The sequence below is a fragment of the Paenibacillus sp. PL91 genome, from assembly GCF_012935325.2.
Taxonomy (GTDB): domain Bacteria; phylum Bacillota; class Bacilli; order Paenibacillales; family Paenibacillaceae; genus Pristimantibacillus.
On sequence record NZ_JABBYG020000010.1, the window covers coordinates 191,271 to 218,268 of the forward strand.

At 49.6% G+C, this 26,998-nt stretch carries 21 protein-coding genes; 19 read left to right on the forward strand and 2 right to left on the reverse strand.

Going from position 1 to position 26,998, the window contains the following annotated elements; translation table 11 throughout:
• Nucleotides 1-118: 118 nt before the first annotated feature.
• The 3 genes from HI950_RS22380 (at nucleotide 119) to HI950_RS22390 (ending at nucleotide 3,031) form a co-directional block, all read left to right on the forward strand.
• Nucleotides 119-1,357 carry a purple acid phosphatase family protein gene (locus HI950_RS22380; protein ID WP_169082645.1) on the forward strand — a complete coding sequence of 413 codons (1,239 nt, stop codon included), beginning with the start codon at nucleotides 119-121 and terminating at the stop codon, nucleotides 1,355-1,357.
• A 91-nt stretch (nucleotides 1,358-1,448) separates the two neighbouring features.
• Complete coding sequence (locus HI950_RS22385; RefSeq protein ID WP_169082644.1) at nucleotides 1,449-1,880, forward strand: MarR family winged helix-turn-helix transcriptional regulator; 432 nt, start codon at nucleotides 1,449-1,451, stop codon at nucleotides 1,878-1,880.
• 71 nt (nucleotides 1,881-1,951) lie between these two features.
• Nucleotides 1,952-3,031, forward strand: a complete 1,080-nt coding sequence (locus HI950_RS22390) for a YhgE/Pip domain-containing protein (RefSeq protein ID WP_223285434.1) — start codon at nucleotides 1,952-1,954, stop codon at nucleotides 3,029-3,031.
• 322 nt (nucleotides 3,032-3,353) lie between these two features.
• On the opposite strand, the gene HI950_RS22395 is transcribed toward HI950_RS22390, so the two are convergent.
• A complete protein-coding gene (locus tag HI950_RS22395; protein ID WP_169082643.1) occupies nucleotides 3,354-4,886 on the reverse strand; it encodes a sensor histidine kinase in 1,533 nt (510 codons plus the stop codon).
• Nucleotides 4,883-5,569 carry a response regulator transcription factor gene (locus HI950_RS22400; protein WP_169082642.1) on the reverse strand — a complete coding sequence of 229 codons (687 nt, stop codon included), beginning with the start codon at nucleotides 5,567-5,569 and terminating at the stop codon, nucleotides 4,883-4,885. Before HI950_RS22400 ends, HI950_RS22395 begins: the two co-directional genes overlap by 4 nt.
• Before the next feature lie 328 nt (nucleotides 5,570-5,897).
• On the opposite strand from HI950_RS22400, the gene HI950_RS22405 reads away from it, so the two are divergent.
• The 16 genes from HI950_RS22405 (at nucleotide 5,898) to HI950_RS22480 (ending at nucleotide 26,975) form a co-directional block, all read left to right on the forward strand.
• Nucleotides 5,898-7,565: a thiourocanate hydratase gene (locus HI950_RS22405; RefSeq protein WP_169082641.1), complete on the forward strand. Its 1,668-nt coding sequence runs from the start codon at nucleotides 5,898-5,900 to the stop codon at nucleotides 7,563-7,565.
• Nucleotides 7,566-7,690: 125 nt separating this feature from the next.
• Nucleotides 7,691-9,262: an HAL/PAL/TAL family ammonia-lyase gene (locus tag HI950_RS22410; protein ID WP_169082640.1), complete on the forward strand. Its 1,572-nt coding sequence runs from the start codon at nucleotides 7,691-7,693 to the stop codon at nucleotides 9,260-9,262.
• On the forward strand, nucleotides 9,246-10,610 hold the full coding sequence (locus HI950_RS22415) for a dihydroorotase (protein ID WP_169082639.1): 1,365 nt from the start codon (nucleotides 9,246-9,248) through the stop codon (nucleotides 10,608-10,610). The genes HI950_RS22410 and HI950_RS22415 overlap by 17 nt, the downstream gene beginning before the upstream one ends.
• Before the next feature lie 28 nt (nucleotides 10,611-10,638).
• Entirely contained in the window at nucleotides 10,639-11,913 is a 1,275-nt protein-coding gene (locus tag HI950_RS22420; RefSeq protein WP_169082638.1) for an N-carbamyl-l-glutamate amidohydrolase ErtE, read from the forward strand.
• On the forward strand, nucleotides 11,906-13,159 hold the full coding sequence (locus HI950_RS22425; protein WP_169082637.1) for a Zn-dependent hydrolase: 1,254 nt from the start codon (nucleotides 11,906-11,908) through the stop codon (nucleotides 13,157-13,159). Before HI950_RS22420 ends, HI950_RS22425 begins: the two co-directional genes overlap by 8 nt.
• Before the next feature lie 112 nt (nucleotides 13,160-13,271).
• A complete protein-coding gene (locus tag HI950_RS22430) occupies nucleotides 13,272-13,568 on the forward strand; it encodes an ABC transporter permease subunit (RefSeq protein ID WP_169082636.1) in 297 nt (98 codons plus the stop codon).
• A 53-nt stretch (nucleotides 13,569-13,621) separates the two neighbouring features.
• Entirely contained in the window at nucleotides 13,622-14,362 is a 741-nt protein-coding gene (locus tag HI950_RS22435) for an IclR family transcriptional regulator (RefSeq protein ID WP_169082635.1), read from the forward strand.
• 147 nt (nucleotides 14,363-14,509) lie between these two features.
• Entirely contained in the window at nucleotides 14,510-15,616 is a 1,107-nt protein-coding gene (locus tag HI950_RS22440; protein WP_169082634.1) for a peptidoglycan-binding domain-containing protein, read from the forward strand.
• 414 nt (nucleotides 15,617-16,030) lie between these two features.
• Nucleotides 16,031-17,626 (forward strand): glycoside hydrolase family 43 protein, encoded by a 1,596-nt coding sequence (locus HI950_RS22445; protein WP_169082633.1) that lies wholly within the window; start codon nucleotides 16,031-16,033, stop codon nucleotides 17,624-17,626.
• Nucleotides 17,627-17,679: 53 nt separating this feature from the next.
• The gene (locus tag HI950_RS22450) at nucleotides 17,680-18,834 is read left to right on the forward strand and encodes an AGE family epimerase/isomerase (protein ID WP_169082632.1); all 1,155 of its coding nucleotides are present in this window, start codon (nucleotides 17,680-17,682) and stop codon (nucleotides 18,832-18,834) included.
• A gap of 159 nt (nucleotides 18,835-18,993) precedes the next feature.
• Nucleotides 18,994-20,340 (forward strand): ABC transporter substrate-binding protein, encoded by a 1,347-nt coding sequence (locus HI950_RS22455; RefSeq protein ID WP_169082631.1) that lies wholly within the window; start codon nucleotides 18,994-18,996, stop codon nucleotides 20,338-20,340.
• Between the two features lie 95 nt (nucleotides 20,341-20,435).
• Nucleotides 20,436-21,329: a carbohydrate ABC transporter permease gene (locus HI950_RS22460; RefSeq protein ID WP_169082630.1), complete on the forward strand. Its 894-nt coding sequence runs from the start codon at nucleotides 20,436-20,438 to the stop codon at nucleotides 21,327-21,329.
• Nucleotide 21,330: 1 nt separating this feature from the next.
• Nucleotides 21,331-22,161, forward strand: coding sequence for a carbohydrate ABC transporter permease (locus tag HI950_RS22465; protein ID WP_169082629.1), 831 nt, complete (start codon nucleotides 21,331-21,333; stop codon nucleotides 22,159-22,161).
• 156 nt (nucleotides 22,162-22,317) lie between these two features.
• Complete coding sequence (locus HI950_RS22470) at nucleotides 22,318-24,099, forward strand: sensor histidine kinase (RefSeq protein ID WP_169082628.1); 1,782 nt, start codon at nucleotides 22,318-22,320, stop codon at nucleotides 24,097-24,099.
• Complete coding sequence (locus tag HI950_RS22475; RefSeq protein ID WP_169082627.1) at nucleotides 24,074-25,672, forward strand: response regulator; 1,599 nt, start codon at nucleotides 24,074-24,076, stop codon at nucleotides 25,670-25,672. Before HI950_RS22470 ends, HI950_RS22475 begins: the two co-directional genes overlap by 26 nt.
• A gap of 148 nt (nucleotides 25,673-25,820) precedes the next feature.
• The gene (locus HI950_RS22480; protein ID WP_169082626.1) at nucleotides 25,821-26,975 is read left to right on the forward strand and encodes a GntR family transcriptional regulator; all 1,155 of its coding nucleotides are present in this window, start codon (nucleotides 25,821-25,823) and stop codon (nucleotides 26,973-26,975) included.
• Nucleotides 26,976-26,998 lie beyond the last annotated feature (23 nt).

Here is a 26,998-nt window from a genome sequence, read left to right on the forward strand (position 1 = left end):
TAGGGGCCTTTACTTATTCTTAACTTAAGGCTGGCTGAAAGATTGCTGAATGCGCCGGTTGCGAGGTTTTTGATAAGATAGATTGAGCATCATGCAAAGATGAAGGAGGGGACAGGCCTTGAAAATACGCAAGGATTTGCTGGTCGTGCTCGTATGCTGCGCGCTGCTTCTTGCAGGCGCAGCCGCAGCGGAGTGGCTGAAGGTCGAAAGATCGCAAAAGCCGGCTGCCATCGTCACTACGCTCAGGGGCGATCCGATGACCAGCCGCGCTTTTACTTGGCATAGCTCGAATCGGCAGGCCGCTTCGGTCGTTCAGTTAATGAAGGAGGATGCCTCTATGGACTGGAATGACGAGCGGGTAATGACCTTTACAGGCAAGACTTCAACGATTGATACAGGCGGCGGAAGCGAGCAAGCCGTCCATAAAGCTGAGGCGGCCGGACTTGAGCCGGGAACGGCCTATCGCTACCGGGTGGGAAGCGGAGAAACGAAGGGCTGGAGCGATGCCGCCGTATTTGAGACGGAGCCTAAGGAGCTCGATTCGTTCAGCTTCATTAACGTGACGGATTCGCAAGGCGTGACGGAGCAGGATTTTGAGCTGTGGGGAAATACGTTGGACAAGGCGTTTGCGACATTTCCGAGCGCAGCATTCCTCGTTCATAACGGAGATTTGACCGAGGAGCCGGAGGATGAGCAGGCGTGGACTTATTTATTCGCAAAAGCAAGCAAGTGGGTAACGCAGATTCCCTTTATGCCGGTTACCGGCAATCATGACGAGGTGGATGGACAAGCTGGACGTTTCGTATCCCATTTTCATTTGCCTGACAATGGCACAGAAGGATCACTCCCAGGCACAAATTACTCCTTTGATTACGGTCCCGTCCATTTTGTCTTTTTAAATTCCGAATCGAACATCAAGGAGCAGACAAAGTGGCTGAGCAGCGATCTCGAGAGCACGAATAAGCCTTGGAAAATCGTCGCGCTGCATCAAGGTCCCTACGGCGGCAATACGTATAAGAAAGTGAAGGATTGGACGAAGCTGTTCGATGAATTTAAGGTTGATTTGGTGCTGCAGGGCCACAATCATGAATATTCAAGGTCCTATCCGCTGCGCGACGGACAAATTGTCGGCGACGGCGAGGCTGCGGTTCAAAATCGTGAGGGAACGGTCTATGTCGTGACGAATACGTCAGGACAGAAATTTAACGAGAAGAAGAAGGACCAGTTCTATCACAAGGTCCATTTTCAAAATGGGAAGCAAATGTTCGCGGGCATTTCGGTCAGCGGGGATTCGTTAACCTATCAGGCGTACGATGTGGAAGGTCAAAAGCTGGACGAGTTTGTGCTGGAGCACTAAAGCTCGTCTTGCTTTTTTTTGACGCAATGCCATATAATAACGAAATGGATAATAGCATTTGCATGTATTTTCAAGGCAGGAGGAGATTGCGGTGGGTTTCGATATAAATCAGCGTTCGATCGGTTTTCTGCTGACGCGGACTAGCATTGCGAATAAAAAAGTGCTCAACCGTGTACTGCTCCCTTACGATGTTACGCCTGAACAATACGGGGTGCTGAATCGTTTATGCCTAAAGGATGGGATATCGCAAAAGCAATTGTCTGAGCTGATCGTTCGAGATCAGACGAGCATCGGCAAGGTGCTGGACAAGCTGGAACGGAAGGAGCTTATTCTTCGCAAAGACGATCCAAGTGACCGTAGAGCTTTTTTGCTCTATTTGACGCCAAAAGGAAAAGAGCTGGCCGAGCTGCTTATTACCCATGTAGAGGCTATTCATACAATGGCATCCGAGGGTATTTCGGATAAGGACATCGAAGTGTTTGTGAGAGTAATCAATAAATTGTACAGTAATCTATCAAAATAATTTTTTGTTATATACATGCATATGCAACTATATCATATGACAGTATAAATATGAGCTGGGAGTTGTTTGAATTGAATGTATTTAAAAGTTTTATGAAGGCGCCGACTACTACGGTGGGGTTGATATTTGGATTAGTTGTGCCTCTCTTATTCGTTGTTTTTTGGATGACGGGTTATAACGGAGCCACCGAGCATGTGGACCAACTGCATGTCGCTTTTGTGGCGGAAGATTCAGCAGGAGCGGCTATTGCAGATCAAATTGCTGAGAACGTCCCTTTCCATGCTGAACGGATTGCAACGCTTGAGGAAGCACAGAAGAGAATGAACGAAGGCGATCTTCAAATGGTCATTAGCATTCCTGCAACGCTTGCGGAGCATGTACAAAACACTGGGAGCGGGGCGATTACGTATTATGTGAATCAAGCGAATTCAGATGTTGCAAAGGGCATTATGGAGTCAGTTGCCGAGCAAATAACACGCGAGGTGAGCGGTAGACTAACCGGCTTATCTGAGCTGCCAGTGCAGGCGGAAATCGTCAAGACCAATACGGTTGCCAACTTCTCGACCTCAATGCTTCCGATGATACTAGGGTTTATTACGTACATTGCTGTCATGACGATGAACATCCAAATGAATTTATCATCCTTGAAGCTGCAGCGCGAATTCAGCAAATGGGAAATATTTTTTGCGAGACAGAAGCTATATTTGCTTATTATTGTTATTTTCCCTCTGCTCATTACCGGAGCGGCGATGCTGTTTGTAGATGTTCATAGCTCGTTTCTAGCCATGTGGGCTTATCATATGCTCGTTTACTTAACCTGCATTTGCGTTACGCAAATGGCTTTTTCCTTATTCGGACAAGCCGGACCTTTGTTTAACGTCGCCTTAGTGCCGCTGCAATTGCTTACAGCCGGCAACATTATACCGGCGATTATGCTCACCGGCTTTTACCGTCAGCTTGGGCATTTTCTGCCTGCTCCGAACGCGATCCAAGGTTATATGAAGTTAATCTACGGAAGCGGAGGTTCGGTATCCTCCTATGTCGTGAATATGCTGCTGATTTCCGCCGTGTGCTGGGGAATAACGGTTCTCTCGCTTGCGCTCAAGGGGAGAGCTGCCTCGGCGGAGCTTGTGCAAACGGGAGCACATTAATGAAATAACAAAAAAATAGCAGGCGTTCATCCTCCCTCAATGGGAGGGACTGACACCATAACGTGAGACAAAACAAAACACCTTCAAGAGAATGCAACCGTGTCGTAAGATATGGAGACAACCTTGAGGTGTTTTTGCGTAGGCAGCAAGAGTAAGCTACCCGGCAGAGGCAGCAAAAATTTCGCTTCGGCTACCGAGTTAAAACGTCATTTTCAAGCCGATGCATCGATGGAAAAGTTCATAACGGATATTACATAGTTGCCGTTTAGCGGAAAAATATTGTACTGTCGAATATTTTAGACTTCTAATTGCGAGCTTACAGTCACAGGTCGGTCGGAAGCACAATTCGAAAGGTTGTCCCTTCGTTAGGATGACTCGTTACTTCAATGATTCCCTGATGGGCATCGACGATTGATTGGGTAATGGAGAGGCCAAGCCCGGCTCCGCCATTTTTGCGCGTTCTGGAAGACTCGCTGCGATAAAATCGTTCAAATAAATGCGGCAAATGCTCAGCTTGAATGCCAATGCCATTATCGGCAACGGTTAATTCGGCTTGGTTGTTATGCTGCGCAAGCGAGATGCTGATCGTGCCCGATTCCGAATCGGTATGCTGCACCGCGTTAAGAAATAAATTGAGCACCACCTGCTTGAGCTTATCGGCATGGAAGCGGCCGCTCACACGCGGCAGCGGAGCTAGCTCAACTTTACGGCTGCCGGCAATCAATTGCAATTGCGGCTCCATCTCCCGCAGCAGCTCATCCAGCCGCGTATCGGCAAGCTGAAGCTGCGGGTCTTGATCGAGCTTCGCAAGCGCAAGCAGGTCCTCGACAAGCTTATTGATGCGCCTTGATTCGAGCTGCATGCTGGTTAGCGCGCGATGGAGCTGGTCCGGATTGGACGCGGCCCCGCGCAGCAGCACCTCTAGAAATCCGTGAATGGACGTAAGCGGCGTCCGAAGCTCATGCGAGGCGTCGGCAATGAATCGGCGCATTTTTTCCGTTGTTTTCCGCTCGGACTCGAAGGAGATGTCCAATCGCTCAAGCATGCCGTTGAACGCTTCCGACAAGCGGTCAATTTCCTCCTGTCCATGGCTTGCAGGTATGCGCTTCGTCAAGCTGCCCGCATCGGTATGCTGGACGGCGAGCACGACATGGGACAAGGGCCTAAGCGTTCGTCGAAGCAGCGGCAAATAGAGCGCGAGCCCAGCGGCAAGCGCAAGAGCTGACAATCCCGTGAATATGGCGAGCTGGGTCATGAGCAGCTGCTTTAGCGAATCCGTTTCCGTGCTTACTTGAATGATGCCTGCAGCTCTGCCCGGAGGACCAGCAAGGCGAAAGACGACAAGCTGCTCCTTTCCTTGCGCATTGTCGACGATTTGGTAGTCAACCTGCTTACGAGCCTGAAGCTGATTTGATATTTGCCCATATTGTTTCTCGGACAGGAGCGGCGCGCTGGCGGTTGTATCCTTCGACACATCGGTAATCGTGCCGTCTTGGCCGATCAGTACAATGGATAAGCCGGGCTGATAAAACATCGGCGAGTCCCGGTGGTTTCTTGACGGCCGATCGGAAGGGGCATTATCGATAGTAGCATTGCCTTGTTCAGAACGCTTGCCGTCCATTCCTTCATTAAGAGTTGCTTCATCCATAAACCAATCCATCGGCATTGACATGACTTGAGCGTTTAAGGATTCAGCTTTGTTTTTGAAAACAAAGTCCTTCATGATGACATATTGGAGGACGCCGATAAGCAACAGCAAGGCAGCCAATATAAGCAAGGAACGATTTAAAAGCTGATACCGGAGCGAACCGGGAGCAAGCAGCCGGGCAATTGAGTTTGTTCTCAGCCTGTTCATGGCAAGTCCATCCGATAGCCTGCGCCCCGAAGCGTTCGAATGAGCCGATGCTCCTTGTCGTTCAATTTATCGCGGAGCGAGCGAATATACACCTCAACAATGTTCTCTTCCCCGCCGAATTGATAGCCCCATACCTTGTCCAAAATAAGCGATTTGCTAAGCACGACGCCATTGTTCAAAAGGATGAACCGCAGCAGCTCGTATTCGGTAGGCGACAGCTCAAGCACCTGCTCCAAGTAAATAAGCTCCTTGCGCCTTTCATCCAGACGAAACGGCCCATAAACGGCTTCGCCAAGCAGATTGGGAAACTGGTTGCGAAGCCTTGCGCCGATGCGCGCGAGCAGCTCGCTGAAGCTGAACGGCTTAACGAGATAATCGTCTGCGCCAAGCGTCAAGCCTTTGACGCGATCCTCGACCTCATCCTTAGCCGTCAGCATGATGACGGCGATATTGTCGCCAGCAGCGCGAAGCGCCTGACAAACCTCAAAACCGTTCATCCCTGGCATCATGATGTCTAAGATAACGACATGAGGCTTGAAAGCGGCAGCCTCCATCAACGCGGCTTCTCCATCGTAAGCAACTCGAATGTCAAACCCTTCATTCACAAGCCCAAGCTCCAGAAACTGCACGATGTTCGGTTCGTCATCCACCAGCAATATTTTAATCCCCTTAAAGGATGTCATGTCCAATTCCCCTTTCACGGTATACCCCTCTATTATCGTCGTTTTGAACAAAAGATGCACCTGTTTGCACGGCCATTCAGCAAACTTTCAGCCTATCACCTAAACAGCTATTTATATAGAAACCATCAAGCGTAAGGGGAGTTGGTCAAAATGATTTTGAAAAATTAGAATGCGGCATGTACACTAATAAAGCAGTCTATTCCTAGTGCGTTACTTAAAGTAACATTTTAGCGACAAAAAACATTGACTATCAGGTGTTCATTTGATATTTTATTGATTAATAGAAACCAATTATTGAATAATGATAAAAAGGAGTGTTGGGTGGAATATGGATAAAATTTTAGCTGCAAGAGGCGGCGAGCTTCGGTGCAAGGGCTGGAGGCAGGAAGCGCTGCTGCGCATGCTCGAGAATGTTCTCGAAAACGGCGAGAATCAGCAGGAGCTGACCGTATATGCTGCGCTTGGGAAAGCGGCCCGCAATTGGGATTCCTATCATGCCATAGTCAGCACGCTCAAATCGCTGGAGGAGGAAGAGACGCTTGTTATTCAATCAGGGAAGCCGATTGGCATCATGCGCACGCATAAATACGCGCCGATTGTTGTCATGGCGAATTGCAATATGGTGGGCAAATGGGCAACAAGCGAAAATTTTTATAAATATCAGGAGCAAGGCTTGATTATTTGGGGCGGATTGACAGCAGCCGCATGGCAATATATCGGCTCCCAAGGGGTTATACAGGGGACTTATGAGATTTTTCAATCGATCGCTAGAATGCGTTTTGACGGCAGTCTTGCTGGGAAATTCATCTTAACAGCGGGCCTCGGCGGAATGGGCGGAGCGCAGCCGCTTGCCGGAACGATGGCTGGCGCGGCCATTTTATGCGTGGAAGTGTCCGAGGCTAGAATCGATAAACGGATCGAAATCGGTTATTTGCAGAGGAAAACGGCAAGCTTGGATGAGGCGCTTGAATGGATTGGGGAAGCTTGCAGGTCGAAAGAGAGCTTATCCGTAGGCCTGCTTGGAAACGCAGCCGACATTTATCCGGAATTAATCCGCAGAGGCATCCAGCCGGATGTCGTGACCGACCAAACCTCGGCGCATGACCTGATGTACGGCTATATACCGGCTGGCTATAGTTTGGAGAAGGCTGCTGAGCTGCGCAAGACGGCGCCCGATAAGCTTCAATCGGACGCAGGCGCGTCTATTGCTGCGGAAGTGGAAGCGATGCTGGAGTTCCAGCGCAGAGGTGCGGTCGTTTTTGACAATGGCAACAATATTCGCTCGCAAGCGCAGCAATCCGGAGTGAAGGATGCATTCGATATCGCTGTGTTTACGGAAGCCTTCCTCAGGCCGCTGTTCGCACGGGCGATTGGACCGTTCCGATGGGTCGCGCTGAGCGGCGATGCCAACGATATTCGAAAGATAGATCAATATATATTGGAGCATTTTAGCGACAATGAGGTGGTCGTGAACTGGATTCGCCTCGCGAATGAGTACGTTCCAGTCGAAGGACTGCCTGCACGAATCGGCTGGTTCGGCCACGGAGACCGAACGAAGCTGGCATTAGCGGTTAACGCGATGGTGCAGGCGGGCGAGCTAAGCGGACCCATTGCCTTCTCGCGCGACCATCTGGATGCAGGCGCGATGACGCATCCGAATATTATGACCGAGAACATGAAGGACGGCAGCGATGCTATATCCGATTGGCCGCTGCTGAATGCGATGATTAACTGTTCTTCCATGGCCGATCTTGTCGCGATTCATTCGGGCGGCGGCGGCTACAGCGGCTATATGACAAGCGCAGGCGTAACGCTCGTTGCGGATGGCACGGCCGATGCGGAGCTCAGACTGAAGACGACGCTCGACAATGACACGGGGCTTGGCGTTTTGCGATATGCCGACGCTGGCTATGAGGAATCATTGGATGAAGTAAGCAAAAAAGGAATTCGCAGAATCGAAACGAAACGAGAGGGGAATTCGGCTTGCGGGAATTAACGATAGAGGATGTAAGAGCGGCAGTAAGAGGGGGAGCGTATTCGCAGCAGGAGGCGGCGGATGGCTTAAAGGGCATTTTGTAATTCATAAATTCCTAATTGATTACGACTAAGAGGGTGTCTTTCATGAATGACAAAATAGAGGATGCAGGTTTTGGTAGGCGGCAAATACCGAACGAACGAATAGTTACGCTCGATGGGCATTCGCTCTCAATTCGCGAGCTCGAGCAAATAGCGGTTGACGGTTATCGGGTGGAGCTATCGGAGGGGGCCATGAAGCGGGTAGAGGAAGCGCATCGATTGATTCATGAGCTTGCCGCTGAAGGCGTTCCGATCTACGGGCTTAACCGCGGTGTAGGGCAGAACAAGGATCGCGAAATTACAGCCGAGATGTATGAAGCCTTTAACCGGAATCTCATCTATTCGCATACCGCCGCTGTAGAGCCTGCTGCCTCCGAACAGCAGGTGAGGGCGGTGCTTGTCGCCCGTCTGAATACGCTGCTAATGGGCTGCACGGGCGTACAACCGGCGATTGTGCTCATGTATCGGGATTTGCTGAATGCGAGCATTCATCCGATTTTGCCGCTCCGCGGTTCAATAGGCGCTGGTGATATTACGGTGTTGTCCCATATCGGCTTAGCTATTATCGGCGAAGGTAGTGTCACATACGAAGGTCAAGTTGTAGCTGCTAAGACAGCTTTGCAGGCAGCGGGAATCGTTCCGGTGAAGCTAGGGCCAAAGGATGGGCTAGCGATAGTAAGCTCCAATGCGTTGTCCGCAGGAACCGGAGCTTTAACAGCTGCAGCGGCTTTAAGGTTGCTGGAGACAGCCGATGCCGTCTTTGCTTTGTCGCTCGAAGCGCTGCAAGGCTGCACTAGTCCATTTGATGAGGCTTTGTTCGCAGTAAGGCCATTCGAGGGGAGCGCAGAAAGCGCGGCTAATGTCCGAAGCTGCTTGCGCGGCGGAGCGCTCGAGCGCATGGATCAAAGCGATAAAATTCAAGATCCGCTTAGCTTTCGCAGCGCTTGCCAAGTGCATGGCGCGGCCCGAGATGCGCTTGCGCATGCTTTGAAGCTGCTGAAGATTCAATTGAACAGCTCTGATGATAATCCATGTGTCCTTATTGAGGAAAGAAGAGTCGTTCCTTCCTCTAACTTCGACGTGACCACATGGACGATAGCGTTTGAGATGGTCGGCATCGCATTAAGCCATTTGTCGAAAATATCATGCTACCGCTCCCTTAAGCTCGGTACGCCCTCCTTCACTGGTCTTGGACGGTTTCTTGCACCGAATTCGGAGACCATCGCATTTGGAACGATTCAAAAAACCTATACGTCGCTTGATGCGGAAATCCGCTTGCTGGCTAATCCGGTTTCAGTCGATTATTTCTCGCTATCGGGCGATATGGAGGATCATGCAAACAATACGCCGCTCGTCATACGCAAGACGGCGGATATTATCGACCGTTTAACCTACATCATCGGGATAGAAGCGCTGCACGCTGCCCAAGCGATAGATTTACGCGGATCCCAAGCTGAATTAGGACGAGGCTCGGCTGCTGTTTATGCGCAAATTCGCAGCATTGTCCCTGCTTTGACAGCGGATCGGCCGCTCACTCCTGACATTGGCGCTGTGTATGAGCTCATTCGCAGAGGGATTCGAATAGAAGGAGGAGCGCTTGATGAGCAAGTGCTATGATCTTGTCGTAATCGGAAACATCGTGCTTCCCGAGGGCGTAAGCTATGACTCGGCTGTTGGAATCAAGGACGGCCGAATTGTCACCATAGGCAAGATAGAGTATGCCGATCGTATAGCCTCAAAAGTCGTTCACGCCGAAGGCAGCTTCGTGCTGCCAGGCGCAGTCGACGCTCACGTCCATTGCTACAGCTCATTGGATGAGGGGTTCCATACGGCCAGCAAGTCTGCAGCTGCGAGCGGCGTAACGACGATTATTGAAATGCCTTACGATGCGACGGGAATGATCTGTACGCTGGAGGCGTTCGAGCAAAAAAAGGCGCAGCTTGAGCAGCAATCCATTGTTGATATGGCGATGCTCGTTACGATCCATAAGGAAGAAGGCTATGAGCATATCCGCCAGCTAGCGCAAGCGGGTGCCTGCGGATTCAAAGTGTCGATGTTCAATACCGACTCCTTCCGGTTTCCGCGTATTGATGACGGCCAGCTGCTAGACTCGTTTGCAGTCATTGCTGAAACAGGCTGTCCGGTAGGCGTACATGCGGAAAACGATGAAATTGTGCGTAGGTATATCGACAAATACCGCTCAAAGGGAAGCGATCCCCGCGCGCATGGCTGGAGCAGGCCGAAGGTAAGCGAATCGGTGGCCGCTTTGACGGCGATGGAGCTTGCTTATGAAACAGGCGTTAAACTGCATTTATACCATTGCACCTATCCGCGAATTTTTCAGCTGGCTGACTATTTCCGCTCGCTTGGTGCCAAGATCACCGCTGAAACTTGCACGCATTATTTGACGCTAAGCGAGGATGACATGCCCCGTCTGAAGGCGAAGGGTAAAATCAATCCGCCGCTGCGCACGAAGCAGGATAAAGACGGCTTGTGGGATTTAGCGAAAAAAGGGGCAATCGATATGATTACATCCGATCACGCGCCGTGGCTAATTGGACGTAAAGCGGATGCTGATATTTTCGCTAATGCTTCCGGCGCGCCTGGAGTTGAGCATCTGCTTCCTATTATATATAGCGAAGGGGTTGCCAAGGGCAAGCTGGCGCTGACGGACTTGGTTAGGCTGCTATGCCAAAGGCCTGCTGACGTCTTTGGTCTTGGCCATCGCAAAGGAAGGTTATCGGAGGGCTTTGACGCTGACCTTGTCATTATCGATCCATCCGTTTCTTGGACGCTGGATGAGCGCGAGCTGCATTCCAGCGCAGGCTGGAGCGCTTATAACGGCATGGAGCTGCAAGGAAAAGTGTCGCATACCATCGTTAGTGGAACGGTTGTATATGAAGAAGGAGCTGTTATTGGCGATGCGGGTCATGGGAAATTTGTAAGAGCGGAGCATGCCGTTTAAGCCATTGCTACGAAAGGAGAGGTGAAGGATGGAGAGCAGTATACACCAACTGGTACCGAGCGCAGCTCGCTTGCAGGCTAGTATTGAACAGCTATCTTCGTATCGCGACATAACTAAACCGGGCTGGACGCGCCGCCCGTTTACTTCGCATTATGATGACGGAAGACGATGGCTTTCCGAGCTCATGCTGGAAGCGGGGCTTGCGGTCTCTATTGACGCAGCATCCAACCTGATCGGAACCTTGCCAGGAAGCGACCTCACGCTGCCCCCTATTATGATTGGTTCCCATACCGATACCGTTACGGGCGGCGGACGCTTTGACGGGACGATCGGCGTGCTTGCCGGCATCGAAATCGCGCGCCTGCTCCAAGAATCAGGCAGGCGGCTACGCCACACGCTTCAAATCGTAGACTTCACTGCAGAGGAGCCAAGTGAGTTCGGCATCTCAACCGTAGGCAGCCGAGGGATGGTCGGCAATTTGCCGGAAGCGATGCTGGAGCTTCAAGATGACAGCGGACTAAAGCTTGGCGATGCGATTAACCGGCAGGGCGGTGATGTGGATCAGCTGGCCTTGCTGGCGAGAAAGCCAGGAGATGTTGCGCTTTATCTGGAGCTGCATATCGAGCAAGGTCCCTTCCTAGAGCAATCGGGGCATCGCCTTGGGGCGGTGCTTGGCATTGCAGGCATTCAACGTTACCGCGTCACGATAATCGGTGCGCCAAATCACGCGGGTACGACGCCAATGACGCTTCGCAGCGATGCGCTTGCTGGCTTCTGCGAAATCGGGTTAGCCTTTGAACGGCATTGCCTGAGCAATGCGAAGGAAGCGGTAGGGACGATCGGCAAAGTGACCAATGAGCCCAACGCTTCAAATGTCGTGCCGGGGCTTGTTCGATTTGACCTTGAAATTCGTTCGCTTGACCGATCGATATCGGACGCGTTGTATGCCGCCTTTGCAGCGGAGGCATCTGAGATTGCATACAGGCGAGGACTGCGCTTGACGCTTGAGCCGTTGTCAAAATCAGATTCGGTCATCGTCAAGGAACAAGTACTGAAGCTCATGCTTCAAGCGTGCGCATCAGCTGCGCCGGCGATCACTTTGGCAAGCGGAGCGGGACATGATGCCAATCAGCTCGCTGCTATTGCGCCGATTGGGATGATCTTCGTTCCGAGCAAGGGCGGCCGAAGCCATTGCCCGGAGGAATGGACCGATTATAAGGATGTTGCGGCAGGTACGCAGGCTTTGGCCGCGGCTTTGCTGTTGGCTGATCCTGCAGACTTAAGCGGGTGGCAATATGGATAAGACAGGCAGCGCGCACATCAACGGCGGACGGCTGTGGGATTCGATTCAGGAGCTCGGCAGGATCGGCACAGACCCAAACGGCGGAGTTACGCGGCTCTCGCTCAGCAATGAGGAATTAATCGCGAGACAATTTATTATTCGATTGATGGAGGATGCGGGACTCGCCGTCAGACAAGACGAAGCAGGCAACCTTATCGGACGGCTGGAGGGCGAGCGGCAAGGAGAAGGCGCGATTGCGACGGGCTCACACATTGACACTGTCATTCATGCTGGCTTATTCGACGGCGCGCTGGGCGTGCTTGGCGGCATTGAGGCGCTTCGAACCATCAAGGAGCAAGGCATAAAACATGATAGCCCTTTAGAGGTCATTTGCTTTACAGACGAAGAGGGGGTTCGCTTTGGCGCAGGCTATCTGGGCAGCCGGGCGATGGCAGGCGCGTGGAAGAGGAATTGGCTGGAGCTGGCCGATTCTGCCGGCACCACGCTTCGAGAAGCGATGAAATACGCTGATCTGAATCCGCATCAAGCAGCCCGTGCCAGGCGCAGCCGGGATGCAGTCAAAGCGTATGTTGAGCTGCATATTGAACAAGGCCGCGTGCTGGAGGAGCTTGGTGAAGCTGTAGGTATAGCGTCGGCTATTTACGGTCACTGCTGGCTTGAGGTGAGTATTCGCGGACGAGCTGACCATGCAGGCACGACGCCCATGAAGCTGCGGCAGGACCCGCTGGCCGCAGCAGCTGCTGCGCTGCTCGCGATTGAGCAAATTGCGATCCAGCAGGGAGGAGTCGCAACGATAGGTACACTGAATCTTGCCCCGGGAGCCATTAACGTCATTCCAGGCGAGGTCGTCTTTACGATAGATATGCGGCATGAAGCATCAGAACCGCTACGGCAAATGGAGCTTGCGATTACGGCTGCGCTTGAACGCTCAGCTGAAGCGAGAGGTTTAACCACATCCATTCGTGCGATTGACGGTGCACAGCCTGTGCAAGCTTCGAAGCGCATCGTGGAAGCCATTGCGAGCAGCTGCGCAAGTGTGGGTTTGACTGACACTTATATGGTTTGCGGCGCGGGCCATGATGCGGTGGCCATGAATGAGCTGACAGATATCGGCCTTATTCTTATACGTTCCCGAGACGGGATCAGCCATCATCCGCTTGAGTGGAGCAGCCCGGATGATTGCGAAGCGGGCGCAAACGTTCTGCTGAACACACTTATTCGGCTTGCAAACGACAGGAGTAACTAATTTCGTTTGACATAAAAAATAATGTTAATTCATTTTTATTATATGATAATTCAATTGGAAGGGAGGAGAGAAAACAGATGGTCAATGCTTTCCTCGGTGTGCTTCCAAAGGCATGGGCTTTGGCGCTTGGAGGATGTTCGTCAAGATCGAGCCGCCGCTTGCGCTGCCGGTCATAATTGGCGGGGTTCGGATCGCTTCGGCTTCCGTTATTGGCATAGCTACGATTGCGGCCTGGATCAATGCCGGCGGATTAGGAGGCATTTTATTCGAAGGCTTATATCAAAATTCTGTTCCGAAAATGGTATGGGGGACGCTGCTCGGTTCGCTGCTGGCACTATCTACGAATACATTTCTTCTTAGGCTCGAAAAAACTACTATGCGTAGAGCACGCGGTGAACTGCGGGTATGATATACTGTATCTCATACATGTAACTATTATTGCTTATATTTCGAGGTGTAACGATGAATGGGACTCAGACCTTAGGACGTGCTATCGATATATTGTTTGTTCTCGCTGAGTCGGGTGCTACGCTTACAGTGAGCGAGATTGCTGAGAAGGTAGGCATCCCGGACAGCACGGCATATCGATTTATTCAAACGCTTATTAAGAACGGCTTCGTTGAGCGCAAGGGCAGAGGCCAAATCGGCTTAGGGCTGCGGATATTTGATTTGGCAAGAAGCTTGTCCCAGCAAATTGAGAAGGAGCTTCTTACGATTGCTAGGCCGGTGATGGAGGAGCTTACCGCTCTCACGAACGAAACGACGGTGCTATTCGTGCGTTCGGGCTCCAAGGCGATTTGCATTGAAAATGTGACGAGCAAAAGGCTCATCAGGCTCTCTATCGAAAATGGCCGAGTGCTGCCGCTTAACTCGGGCGCATCAGGAAAAACGCTGCTCGCTTTTGAAAATGACAAAATCATTGAAGAGATGTGCAAGCATTTTGCGGAAGATGCCAGCAAGCCTACGCTATTGCAGGAGCTGCAGAGCATAAGGAAAGCAGGCTATAGCTTTACTTTAGGAGAAGTCGATACGGATGCTTTTGCGATTGCGGCTCCGATATTTGATCCCCAGCAGCGTATCGTCGCAAGCTTATCTGCAGCAGGACCTATTCAAAGGCTTAATGAGAAGGAAATTCCGATTGTGATTCAAAATGTAAAAGCGGCTGCATCACAAATATCGTATAAGCTAGGCGGTTTGGCATAATTATTTTCCAATAGGACGGTTTAAGAGCAGCGGAGCGCAATAGGCGATCCGTTTTTTTGTTGTTTAATAAATGTGGTATGAAAATAAAAAGATGGGGATAGTAAGGTGGTGCGTTAATAATGATTTGAAAAGGATGGTGTATTTTGTATGCAACAAAACGAAAAAATGGCATCAAGCGAAAAAAGAAATAGGGCAGTGAGGCTTGCAGCAAGATACATAGGTGCAGTATTGCTAGCCGTTACATTGATGTTCAGCATGCCTCATACAGGGCAAGCCATTGGCAAAAATGCAAAGGGCCCGGATGTTTATGTTATCCAAGGCATGCTGAAATCACTAGGCAGCTACTCTGGCCCCATCGATGGCTATTATGGTGCATCTACTGTACGCGGCGTAAAGTATTTTCAGAAAAAGCATGGGCTGAAAGCGACGGGCTCAGTGGATGTTAAAACACTAAAATCAATTACCTACTCCTATTCAGAAATGAAGTCTTCGATGAAGGCTCGCAGTAAAGCGAAGTCGAAAATGAAGGCAAGATCAATCGGTAAGGGCAATGGAGCTGGCGGCGTAGGTGGAGCTGGTGGCGGCGCAGGCGGAGGAGCTGGTGGCGGCGCAGGCGGAGGAGCTGGTGGCGGCGCAGGCGGAGGAGCTGGTGGCGGCGCAGGCGGCGGTGCTGGTGGCGGCGCAGGCGGAGGAGCTGGTGGCGGCGCAGGCGGAGGAGCTGGTGGTGGTGCAGGCGGAGGAGCTGGTGGTAGCGCAGGCGGAGGAGCTGGTGGCGGCGCAGGCGAGAACCAAGGCAAAGGCGGCGGAATCGGCGGCGGCGCAGGCGAGAACCAAGGCAAAGGTCGCGGAATTGGTGGCGGCCAAGGCGAGAACCAAGGCAAAGGCGGCGGAATTGGCGGCGGCCAAGGCGAGAACCAAGGCAAAGGCGGCGGAATCGGCGGCGGCGCAGGCGAGAACCAAGGCAAAGGCGGCGGAATTGGCGGCGGCCAAGGCGAGAACCAAGGCAAAGGCGGCGGAATTGGCGGCGGCCAAGGCGAGAACCAAGGCAAAGGTCGCGGAATTGGCGGCGGCCAAGGTGAGAACCAAGGCAAAGGCGGGGGAATTGGCGGCGGCCAAGGCGGAAATCACAACCATGGTGGCAATGGCAGCCTAGGCGGCGGCAACAACCAAGCTCCAGGCGGCGGACAATCGGGCAACCAAAGCAAAGGCGGCAGCCAATCCGAAAACCAAGCCCCTAACAGCAGTCAGCAATAAGCGGATAACGCATTGAATATATACACGAAGAGGACCTCTGAGAATGAGGTCCTTTTTGTTTTCAGCTTCTGTGTCCCATTGCACAAAGTACAACAAAAACCTGACATGATAACTCAAATCAGCAGCTACGCTGCAGAAAGTACAACAGAATAGCCTCGATAGTGGAATGCGAAATGGAGCTCGGCGATTCTGTTGTACAAAATGCAATGTAGCAAAGGAAAAGGGGTTAAAGTCTGGATTACAGTGCACAAAGTGCAGCGTAATTCCCAAACCTGCCGCGCCGATTGCATGGTGTGCCAATGGCATTAGGAATCAAAGTGATTAAAAAAGCGCACTTTGTTCTAAAGAAACCTACACTTGGCTCGATTATAGAAGTGATACGATAGAGCTGCCCTAGTGATTTTTTGAAAATACATGAAGGAGGAACATCACTTGTTGATAAATAATCCGATATTGCCTGGATTTAATCCGGATGCTTCTTTTCTTCGCGTCGGCGAGGATTATTATATTGCAACGTCAACCTTCGAATGGTTTCCTGGCGTGCAGCTCTATCATTCCAAAGATTTGACGAACTGGGAGCTGCTGCCCCATGCGTTGACGCGGACTTCACAGCTGGATTTGCGCGGCAATCCAAGCTCTGGCGGCATTTGGGCACCGGCACTTTCTTACGACAATGGCCTTTATTATTTATTGTTCACGGATGTTAAGGGCCGTAAGGGCGTTTACAAGGATTTGTACAATTATTTGGTCACAGCAGACAACATGAACGGGCCTTGGTCAGAGCCTATTTTTTTAAACGGAAGCGGCTTCGATCCTTATTTATTTCACGATACAGACGGGACAAAATGGCTCCTTAATATGCAGTGGGATTTCCGGGATAACCATTCCAGATTCGGCGGCATCATGCTTCAGCAATATGATTACAAAGAGCAGCGGCTAGTTGGTCCGGTCCGTAAAATATACGAAGGCACGGACATTGGCGTAACGGAAGGTCCCCAGCTGTTTAAACGTAACGGCTATTATTATTTGCTTGTCGCAGAAGGCGGAACAGGGATCAATCACGCTGCAACGCTCGCTCGCTCGCGCCATTTGGAGGGCCCCTATGAGACGGACCCGAACTATCCGATATTGACGACGAGCGGCACACCCGATTACCCGCTGCAAAATGCGGGTCATGGCATGCTCGTAGAGACACAAACAGGCGAGTGGTATATGACGCATATTTGCAGTCGTCCATTTGCTGGAACGAATCTAAATCCGCTGGGAAGAGAAACGTCGATTCAGCGCTGCATTTGGATGGAGGACGGCTGGCTGAGGCTAGCGCATGAGGGCAGGCTTCCGGCGCTTCAAGTGCCTGCGCCAAATCTGGCACCGCAGCCATTCCCTGAGCAGCCAATAAAGGATGATTTTGATGGAGCCTCCTTAGGATTTCAATATCAAACGCTTCGAGTACCGGCGGAAGAATCATGGCTTAGCCTTAGCGAGCGACCTGGATACCTGCGCCTTCGCGGCTGTGAATCGCTGCATTCGTGGCATCGCCAGAGCATGGTTGCACGCAGGCTCCAGCATTTTCATTGTACCGTGGAGACCAGGATGGATTACGATCCGGACCATTTTATGCAAATGGCAGGACTCATCTTCTACTACGACGAGCTGGATTATTATTATTTAAGAGTTACGCGTGACGGAGAGAGCGGACGCAAGCTTGGTGTTGTGCGCTCGCAGAGCGGGAAGTACCAGGAAGACAGAGCCAGCGAGCAACAGGTAGAAGATTGGACCACCTATTATTTGCGTGCAGTCGTGGCGGAGCGGTCTCTCCAGTTCTATGCATCCCCTGACGGTGAGCAGTGGCAGGCGGTTGGCGGGGATCTTGATATGGGTGCGCTGTCAGATGAATACGGCGGCAAGCTTGGCTTCACCGGCGCTATGATCGGCTTATGCGCGCAGGATATAAACGGTACGAAAAGGCATGCTGATTTTGATTATTTCTCGTATTCGACTACATTATGAAGGCCAGCAGAAAGCAGTAAAAAATACGCGAAAGAGAGAGTAGGAATATACACATGCTACAGGCTAACGATCAATTATGGTTAAACGATGTCATTGGCAAATTGACAACGAAGATGGATTGGGTGAGCGAAAAGTCCAGAAATAAAATTCCGTACACGACAATTAACGGGGAACATGACAACCGTGCGGTGGACAACCCGACAGGCACCGAAACCGATGGCATCAATTGGTGGACCAATGGCTTCTGGGGCGGTATGATGTGGCTGATGCACCATGAAACCGGCAATGAAAAGTATAAAGAGATAGCCAATATCTCAGAGGTTATGCTGGATGAATGCTTCCATCACTATTACGGGCTGCATCATGATGTAGGATTTATGTGGCTTCCTACAAGCGTAGCCAATTATAAAGTAACGGGCAATATGGAATCGCGAAAAAGAGCCATGCATGCAGCTAATCTGCTGGCAGGCCGCTTTAATCTGGCTGGCGGGTTTATTCGTGCGTGGAATGACTTAGGCGAGCAGGACACCAGGGGCTGGGCTATCGTCGATTGTATGTTTAATATTCCCCTTCTCTACTGGGCATCGGAGGAATCGGGCGATCCGAGGTTCAAGCAAATGGCGATGAGGCATGCGGATACCGCCATGACGGCGTTTGTGAGGGCGGATGGCTCCGTTAACCACATCGTTGAATTTGATCCGTTCAATGGCGGCGTGGTGAGAACGCATGGCGGTCAGGGCTATGAGGAAGGCTCGTCTTGGACAAGAGGTCAAACCTGGGCGCTGTACGGCTTTATGATGAGCTATATCCATACTGGGAAAGAAGATTATTTGAATACGGCGAAGCGGATCGCACATTATTTTATGGCGAATATCCCTGAAAGCGGGATTATACCCATTGATTTTAGACAGCCCAAAGAGCCTGCGTATGAAGATTCGACAGCCGCGGCCATTGCAGCATGCGGGCTCATCGAAATCGCTAAGGCAGTAGGCCAGCATGAAAAAGAAGTGTTTATAAATGCAGCGGTGAAGCTGCTAAAAACATTGGATGAATCGCGCAGCGACTGGACAACTAATTCCGATTGCCTTTTAATTAACGGCTCGGCTGCCTACCATAATAACAATCGTCATACCCCGATTATTTACGGCGATTATTACTTCATGGAAGCTGTTTTTAAGCTGAAGGGAAATGATCTATACCTTTGGTAACTTCTTAAATAATCATCATATCCGGCTTAAAAAACTTCATTTAACGTGACATATTTTGATGATAGTCTTAGATTAAGGAAACGGAATGGAACAAGATGATGCGCACATCTAACATGAAGTTCCTCTAAACACGCAGATACTAAAGGGAGGTCCAAGTAAATGGCTAAAAAACCATTACTGAAATTCGCTTCGATCCTTATGGCTTTATCCTTGGTACTTACGGCTTGCGGCGGTAACAATGCTAACAACGGCAATAATACAGCGCCAGGCAACAGCTCGGAAAACACCGGTACGGCGACAGATGCTCCGAAGGAAGTCAGCTTTACGATTGCATATGCAACGGGCGACCCTTCTACGAAAAAAGCGATTGAAGCAAGCATTGAGGCATTCACCGCAAAAAATCCGAACATTAAAATCGTTAATTATAGCGAAACGACATCCGCCGCTTACTTGGATTGGCTAAAGACCAAGGACGCGGTAGGCCAATTCCCTGATCTGGTGGAGATGCGCGATACGAAGGTGTTTGCTGATGCAGGCAAAATCGTTGAGCTGCCGGAGGATCTTCACAGCTTGTTCAAAACGCTTCCGAAATACAACGATAAAATCTATAATGCACCAATATCCGGCGGTACGCCTCAAGGCATCATCTACAGCAAGAAGGCTTATGCAGACGCTGGCATTACGGAATTGCCGAAAACGTACGACGAATTTTTAGCTATTCAAGAGAAATTGGCTGCTACCGGCATTTCACCAATCGTAGTTGGCGGCAAAGATATATTCCACATGGGCTTCTGGACGAATTTCTTCATCATGAACGAAGTGTATGCGAAGGACCCGGATTGGAACTCAAAGCGCACGGCTAAAACAGCTAGCTTCACAGATGCGCCAATGGTGCAGGCGATGACGGATTATAAGGATTTGTTCAGCAAATATGTCGATAAAGGCTGGCTCAGCACAGCAGACAATCAAACGGCTTCCATTCTAGTGTCAGGCAAAGCAGCACAGCTTTTCTCCGGTCCTTGGATGTTCGGTCAAATTGCGGAAGCAGATCCGAACTTTGAATTTGGCTTCTATGCGATCCCTAACCGTGAAGGGAAAACGGTAGTATTAGGTCTGCCGGGTCTAGCAGGATGGTCATTGTCGGCAAAAGCAGCAAAGGATGCTGACAAAGTAGAAGCAATGAAAGCGTTTATTAAATTCTTCTTTGATCCTGCGCAATATGGTCCATATTTAGCCACAGTAAATGGCATTCCTTCAACAGCTACAGAGGTATCTTACGAAACAGGCGAGCAAATGAAGGAAGTGCTTCGATTAATGAGTGATGATACCGTAACGAAATCGCTCGCGATTAATAACTGGTACGGTGAAAATGCGATTCCGCCGCAATTCCGCAACTGGTTCTACAAGCTGCTTCAAGAGTTGGTACTGAAAAACGGCGATGTGACCGATTACATGAAACAAGCCGACACGGAGTATGACAACAATGTGAAAGCGAACCAGCAGTAAGCAGCTTTTTTACACCTGATGACATTAAAAGAGCAGCCTCTGCCAACGCGGAGGTTCTCTTTTTATCAAACCTTTTTAGGAAGTAGGAGAGAGCCATGATTGCGAGGTCAAAGAAAAAGAAATGGACGAATTATGCGATTTGGTTTTTACTGCCGACGCTTGTTATCTATACGGCTTTCGTTATTATACCTACGCTTAGCAGCGTTTATCTCAGCTTTACATCCTGGGACGGGGTAAGCGATAAAGTTCGGTATATCGGATTCGACAACTTCATTGAGATCGTAAAGAGCCCCCGGGTGCACAATGCATTAAAAAACACGCTGATCTTTGCCGTTTCATTGGTTGTATTAGAAAATATCGTAGCGCTAGCGCTTGCGATATTGGTCGATCAGGTTCGCTGGCTCCGTAACTTTTTCCGCAGTATCTTTTATTTTCCGGTATTAATGTCCGGCATTATTATGGGCTTTATTTGGATGATCATCTTAAATTATAACTTTGGCGTCTTGAATCAATTACTAGAAATGACAGGTCTCGGTTTCCTGAAAACAGACTGGTTGGGCAATCCGGATTATGCGCTAATCTCGATTATTCTCTCCACCGTATGGAAGGCAGCCGGTTATTATATGGTTATTTATCTGGCAGGGCTTCAAGGCATTCCACAGGAATTAAATGAAGCTGCCAGCATTGACGGGGCTAATCGCCTTCAGCAATTCCGACACATTACATTCCCGCTGCTTGCTGGCGCTACCACTGTATGCGTAATGCTGTCCATGATCGGCTCACTCAAAATATTCGACCAGATTGCGGTTATGACCGACGGCGGCCCGGGCTTTGCTACGGAAACATTGACTTATATCATCTACAAGGTCGGCTTTGGCGAATTGAGACAGGGCTTTGGCACGGCGCTAGCCATCGTACTTTTCATCCTGACCTTGGCCATCTCCCTCATTCAAATGAAAGTGCTTCGCAAAAGAGAGGTGCAAATGTAAGATGAAAAAAGATATCAAGCTGATCGATATTGTTACATTCGTTGTGACTCTAGTTATTGCTATTGTCTTTGCATTCCCGATCTATTTCAACATCATGTCCGCCTTTAAGAGCAATGCCGAAATTATGCGGAACGCCATCGCTTTTCCGAAGGAGCTTTACTTAGAGAGCTTTAAATATTTGCTGACGGAGACCAAATATCCCGAAGCGATGCTAAACAGCACGATTCTGACCGTATGCTCGATTGCTGTCATGGTGCTAGTCATTCCAATGGCTGCTTACGCAATCGAGCGGACAAATAACAAATGGACAAACAGCGTGTTTACGTATTTTCTCTTCGGGATGATGATTCCGTTCCAGGTGTACATGATTCCATTGTTTAAGCAGTTGAAAATGATCGGATTGTTCGGTACGCTTACGGGTCCCATCCTAGTGTATATTTCCGGTTCCGTCGGCTTCGGGGTGCTGCTCTACACAAGCTTTCTGAAAGGGATTCCGCGGGAGATCGAGGAGTCGGCGGAAATAGACGGCTGTTCAAGAACGGGGATCTTTTGGAAAATAGTATTCCCTCTCCTTGGGCCAGTTACCGCAAGTATGGTGGTGCTTCAGGGACTTGGCATTTGGAACGACTTCCTGATGCCTATGATGGTGCTTCCAGCAGGCCAAGCCAAGACGATGATCGTCGAGCTGTTCTATTATGTCGGCGAATTCTCTTCACGCTGGGATATGATTTTTGCGGGAACGACGATGTCGCTTATCCCGGTATTGATTGCCTTCCTTTCCTTGCAAAAATATTTCGTCAAAGGCGTCTCCTCAGGCGCAATCAAAGGGTAAGCATGATCGATTACACCGCGTACTAATCGTACAGCCGGAAGCTCCTCCAGAGGTGCTTCCGGCTATGTTCGTTGCTTGCCTTGTTGCATCCGGGCAAGGGCTATTTCATGTTATGATGAGACAACAGGAGCAGCTTTGTTTAGGAGGAGCTTATTGATGAAATCATGGCGCCAAAGATGGAATAGCGTGTTTGTCAAATTTTCGGCTGCGTTTATATTAGTTGGCCTTATTCCGCTGTTCGCGCTCAGTTATTTTTCCGTGCAAACCTTTACGGGGCATGTTGAGCGTTATACGAACGATAATCTGCGCCAAATGGTTCTCTATATTAGCTATAACCTGAATTCTGCGTTCAACAACTATAACGAAATTTCAATGCTGATGTACACGGGGCGCTATGAAGGCGTGCTTGATAGCTTCGCGGACAACCAGACTCGCAATGTGAATGAATTGGAACAGATCAATTCCGTGCCGATCGATGCTTTTCTCAAAATGATCATGTACAGCGACCGCTATATTACAAGCGCTTATTTCGTAAGGACGAAGGACGGCAAGCTGTATTATCAAACGAAGGAAAATAAGGTATTAATACCGGAAAAGCTGCCCGTAAAAGAATGGGCGAGCACGATGAAAGATCAGCCCACCGATTTGATGATTTATCCGACGCATGAGGATTATTATATTTTTAATTCCAAGGATAAGGTCATTACGATCGGCAGGAACTTAATCGATACTTCAGGCACGCTGACACGGGAGCCCAAAATCGTAGGAACGTTGTACTTTGATGTCGATGCCAAAATAGCGGACCAATTTTTGCGAGAGCTTAATTTGGGTGTCAAGGACGAGCTGTATGTGCTGGATGACAAAGAGCGGCCTTATTTTAGCAATAAGGAGCTGGCGTCCATCCAAGTGCCCCTATCCTCGGAGAGTGATAACAGCAAGCTTATACTGAGCGAAGAAATCCCGTTTATTAAGGGACAATTGCTGGTGAAATTCGAGAACGAGGAAATCTACAAGCAGCTCGGAACGACCAGCACTGCTGTTTACTTTGCAATTGGAATTTGCTCGCTTGTGCTCATCATTATGGGAACCTGGTTTTCTAGGCGACTGGCTAGGCCAATTCGCTCACTCATTAAACAGATGGCTAAGGTAGAATCGGGCAATTTGGAAATACAGGTCGAAGTGAAAAGCAATGACGAGATGGGAAGACTGGCGCATGGCTTCAACCGGATGGTGGACCGGCTTCAAGCTTTTATTAACGAGGCATACGTTGCCGAGATCAAGCAAAAGCAAACGGAGCTGAATGCGCTTAAAAGCCAAATCAGGCCTCATTATTTATACAATACGCTTGAGGTTATCCGTATGAATGCGGTCCACAGCGATGCGGATGAAGTAGCGGATATGATCCTTTCGCTCTCGAATCAATTAAAATATGTAATCGATTATGGCGAGGATTGGGTGACGGTACAGCAGGAGCTGGAGCACCTCAAGGACTATTTTTACATTATTCAAATAAGGTTTGAAAATCGATTTGAGCTTAGATGCAGTATCTCAGAGGATGTAAATATGGCCTCGCTAATTTTAAAGCTTTCCTTGCAACCGATTGTCGAGAATGCTATCCAGCACGGGCTCCGGCTTAAAGGAAAGGGGACGGTTCAAGTATCGATTGAGCTTTGGGAGGATAAGCTTGCGGTGACGGTTTACGATGACGGCATAGGCATGGATAAAGAGGAGCTTGACCGGTTGAATGCGAATTTGGAAAATGCTGCTGCTCCCTCCAAAAATGTCGGCGTGAAAAATGTGCATGAGCGAATCAAATCGGTTTGCGGAGAAGGCTACGGGGTGTCGATCAGCAGTCGCAAGCATGTGGGCACTTCGGTGCTGATGCTATTTCCGGTGAAGGAGGAATTGCCGCATGATAAGACTCATTCTGGCAGATGATGAACCGATCATTATAAAAGGATTGCGGAAGCTGATCGATTGGGAATCGTTCGGCATGGAAATCGTAGGGCAAGCCTATGACGGCAATGAGCTGACGCAGCTAATTGAAGAGCTGGCACCCGATCTTGTCATTAGCGATATCTGCATGCCTCATCGAACAGGCATCGACATGATTAAAGAGATCAAGCAAAGAGGCTTGCCGGTGAATGTTATTTTTATTAGCGCGTATCAGGAATTCTCCTATGCGAGAGACGCGGTTGCTTTTGGAGCGATCGATTATTTAGTGAAGCCAGTCGTCAAGCAACAGCTGGAGAGCGTGCTGGACAAAGCCATTTCAATGATTATGGAGCACAATGAAGAGCAGAAGCGAAAAGGCAAGCTGAAGCTGCTGGAGCGCAAAAGCCGGCATGAAGAGATGCAGGATGCTTTAATCCAGTTAACCGACGGCAATTTATCGCCCAAAACAAAATCGTTCCAAGAAACGGACGCACAGCTTCCAGGGCCTTTCTATACGGTCTTAATTGTTGAAGTGGAGCGGCTGAAGGAAGAGTCGGACCGCTGGACAGATAAGGAAAAGAAGCTGATTGAATTTGCGATCGGGAATGTGCTGCAGGAGAGTTTTATCGATACAGGCATCGGTTATGCCTTTATGAAAGGGATCCAGCATGTGATCGTGGTTAGTCACGATAGGGACGCAGAGCCGCGCATACTAGCTGAGGATACGCAAAAGAAAATGGAAACCTTTTTGAAGCTGAAGGTATCGGTTGCGCTTAGCCGTCCAGTGAGCGGGCTGATGAAGCTGGAAGAGGCTTACCGTGAAGCGGAGCATGCGATGGAAATGAAATATTTTGTAGGTCTAAATCGCCTGCTCAGCCTTGTTCCGAAAGGGAAACCGTATGCCATAGACAAAGAGCTGTATGATTTGCAATGGGATGTCATACGCGGAATGACAGCTAAAGCGTGGCCTGAAGTGCAGGCTGCCCTAACGCTATGGCTCGATACGATAAAAAAAGAAACGTATGGCAATCGTTCCCTAGCCGTATCCACCTGTTTTTCTTCGGTTTCATTTATTATCCAAGAGCTGTCCAAATCAGGCGTTCGATTGTCAGAACGCGCGTTAGACAAGCGAGAGCTTCAGCAGAAGCTGAACTCCTTCGAGACTTTTAATCAGATGAGCGGCGAAATTATTGGCGTGTTCGAGAAAACTTACAAAGAGATGGATAGCGATTCGGGCAATAAAGATAAAATCGTGCTGGCAAAAATCAAGCAGTACATCGATGAGCATTATGACGAAGAAATTACGCTTGAGTCGATGGCGAGCATGGCTTTTATGAATCCCTATTATTTCAGCAGCTTCTTCAAGAAGCATACCAAGCAAAATTTTAAAACCTATGTAACGGAAGTGCGGATGAAGCATGCGACCGATATGCTGAGCCTTACTGACTTAATGGTGTATGAGATAGCCGAGAAGGTCGGCTATAACAATGCGCGCCATTTTAGCGATATGTTCAAAAAAAGGTTTGGCAAGCTTCCGATCGATTACCGACAGGATACAAAGAAGCATTTGGAATAGGATAGTGCTAGAGGGGTCAATCGGCAGCAGCTGATTGGCTTTATTTGTATATTCCGCATGAAAATTCATTGCAAAAGATAATCGAATGATATATCATGATATATTATTAGAGACATGTTGATTTGATTGAATGGAAGAGGGGCTCAATATGAATGATACTTCGTCTAAACCGATGTACGAAAAAATATTTGAAGCGGTAAAAAATCAAATATTAACGAAGATGTATGGCATCGGTGAACGAATCCCTTCCGAGAAGGAGCTGGCCGAAGCGTATAAGGTGAGCAGGATTACAAGCAAAAAAGCGCTTGAGCTGCTTACGAATGAGCGTCTAATTGTGCGAAAGCCCGGAAGAGGATCGTTTGTAGCCGATCCAGTTACGGATTTTGGATCCGATGCTGCTCCCTCTGAGTCACCGGCGTCTTCTTTTGCTACGGAAATGACTACGATAGGGCTTGTCATTACCGATTTTGGAAATAGCTACGGAACGGGATTAATCTATGGCATGGAGGAAGCGTCAAGGGAACATGATTGCTTCCTCGTGCTCCGCAGATCATTTGGCGTACCGGCCAATGAAGAGCAATCCATTCAGAAGCTGCTTCAACTTGGGGTAGACGGTTTAATCATTTTCCCGGCTCAAGGGGAGTATTTTAACGAGGAAATATTGAAGCTGGTCATTAGCCGTTTCCCTCTCGTATTGATAGACAGGCATTTGAAGGGAGTATCCGCCGCCTCGATCAGCTCGGATAATGCCGCTGCCGCAAGAAAAGCGACTTCCTATTTGTTCGAGCTAGGTCATCGCCATATTTCCTTCCTGTCGCCGCCGCCAATGGATACGACCGCTGTTGAGGAGCGGATTGAAGGATTCATTCAAGCGCATGCCGAGCATGGCATCGCGGTAGAGAGAGAGCTGTGGGTAAGCGATCTTACTTCAACGCTGCCGAATTCATTTAGCGATGAAAACATTGAACGGGATATCGGAAGGCTAATGGAGCATTTGAAGGACCATCCGGGTATTACCGCATTGTTCGCTATTGAATATAACATTGCGCTGCTTGCCAAATCGGCTGTGGAAAGGCTGGGCCTGCGCATCCCGCAGGATATATCGATCATTTGCTTCGATAGTCCGCCTACTAGACTTGGCGGCGGATACGCATTTACTCATATTCGTCAAAATGAAGAGGAAATGGGGCGCCTCGCCGTAGGCCATGTGCTGCAAATTTTGAAAGGTCAGTCGGTACCGAACAAAATTATGCTTGAAGCGGATCTGATAATTGGAGACTCAACAGATAAAGCGAGCAAATGATGGAGCAGCTGTCCCAAAAGAAC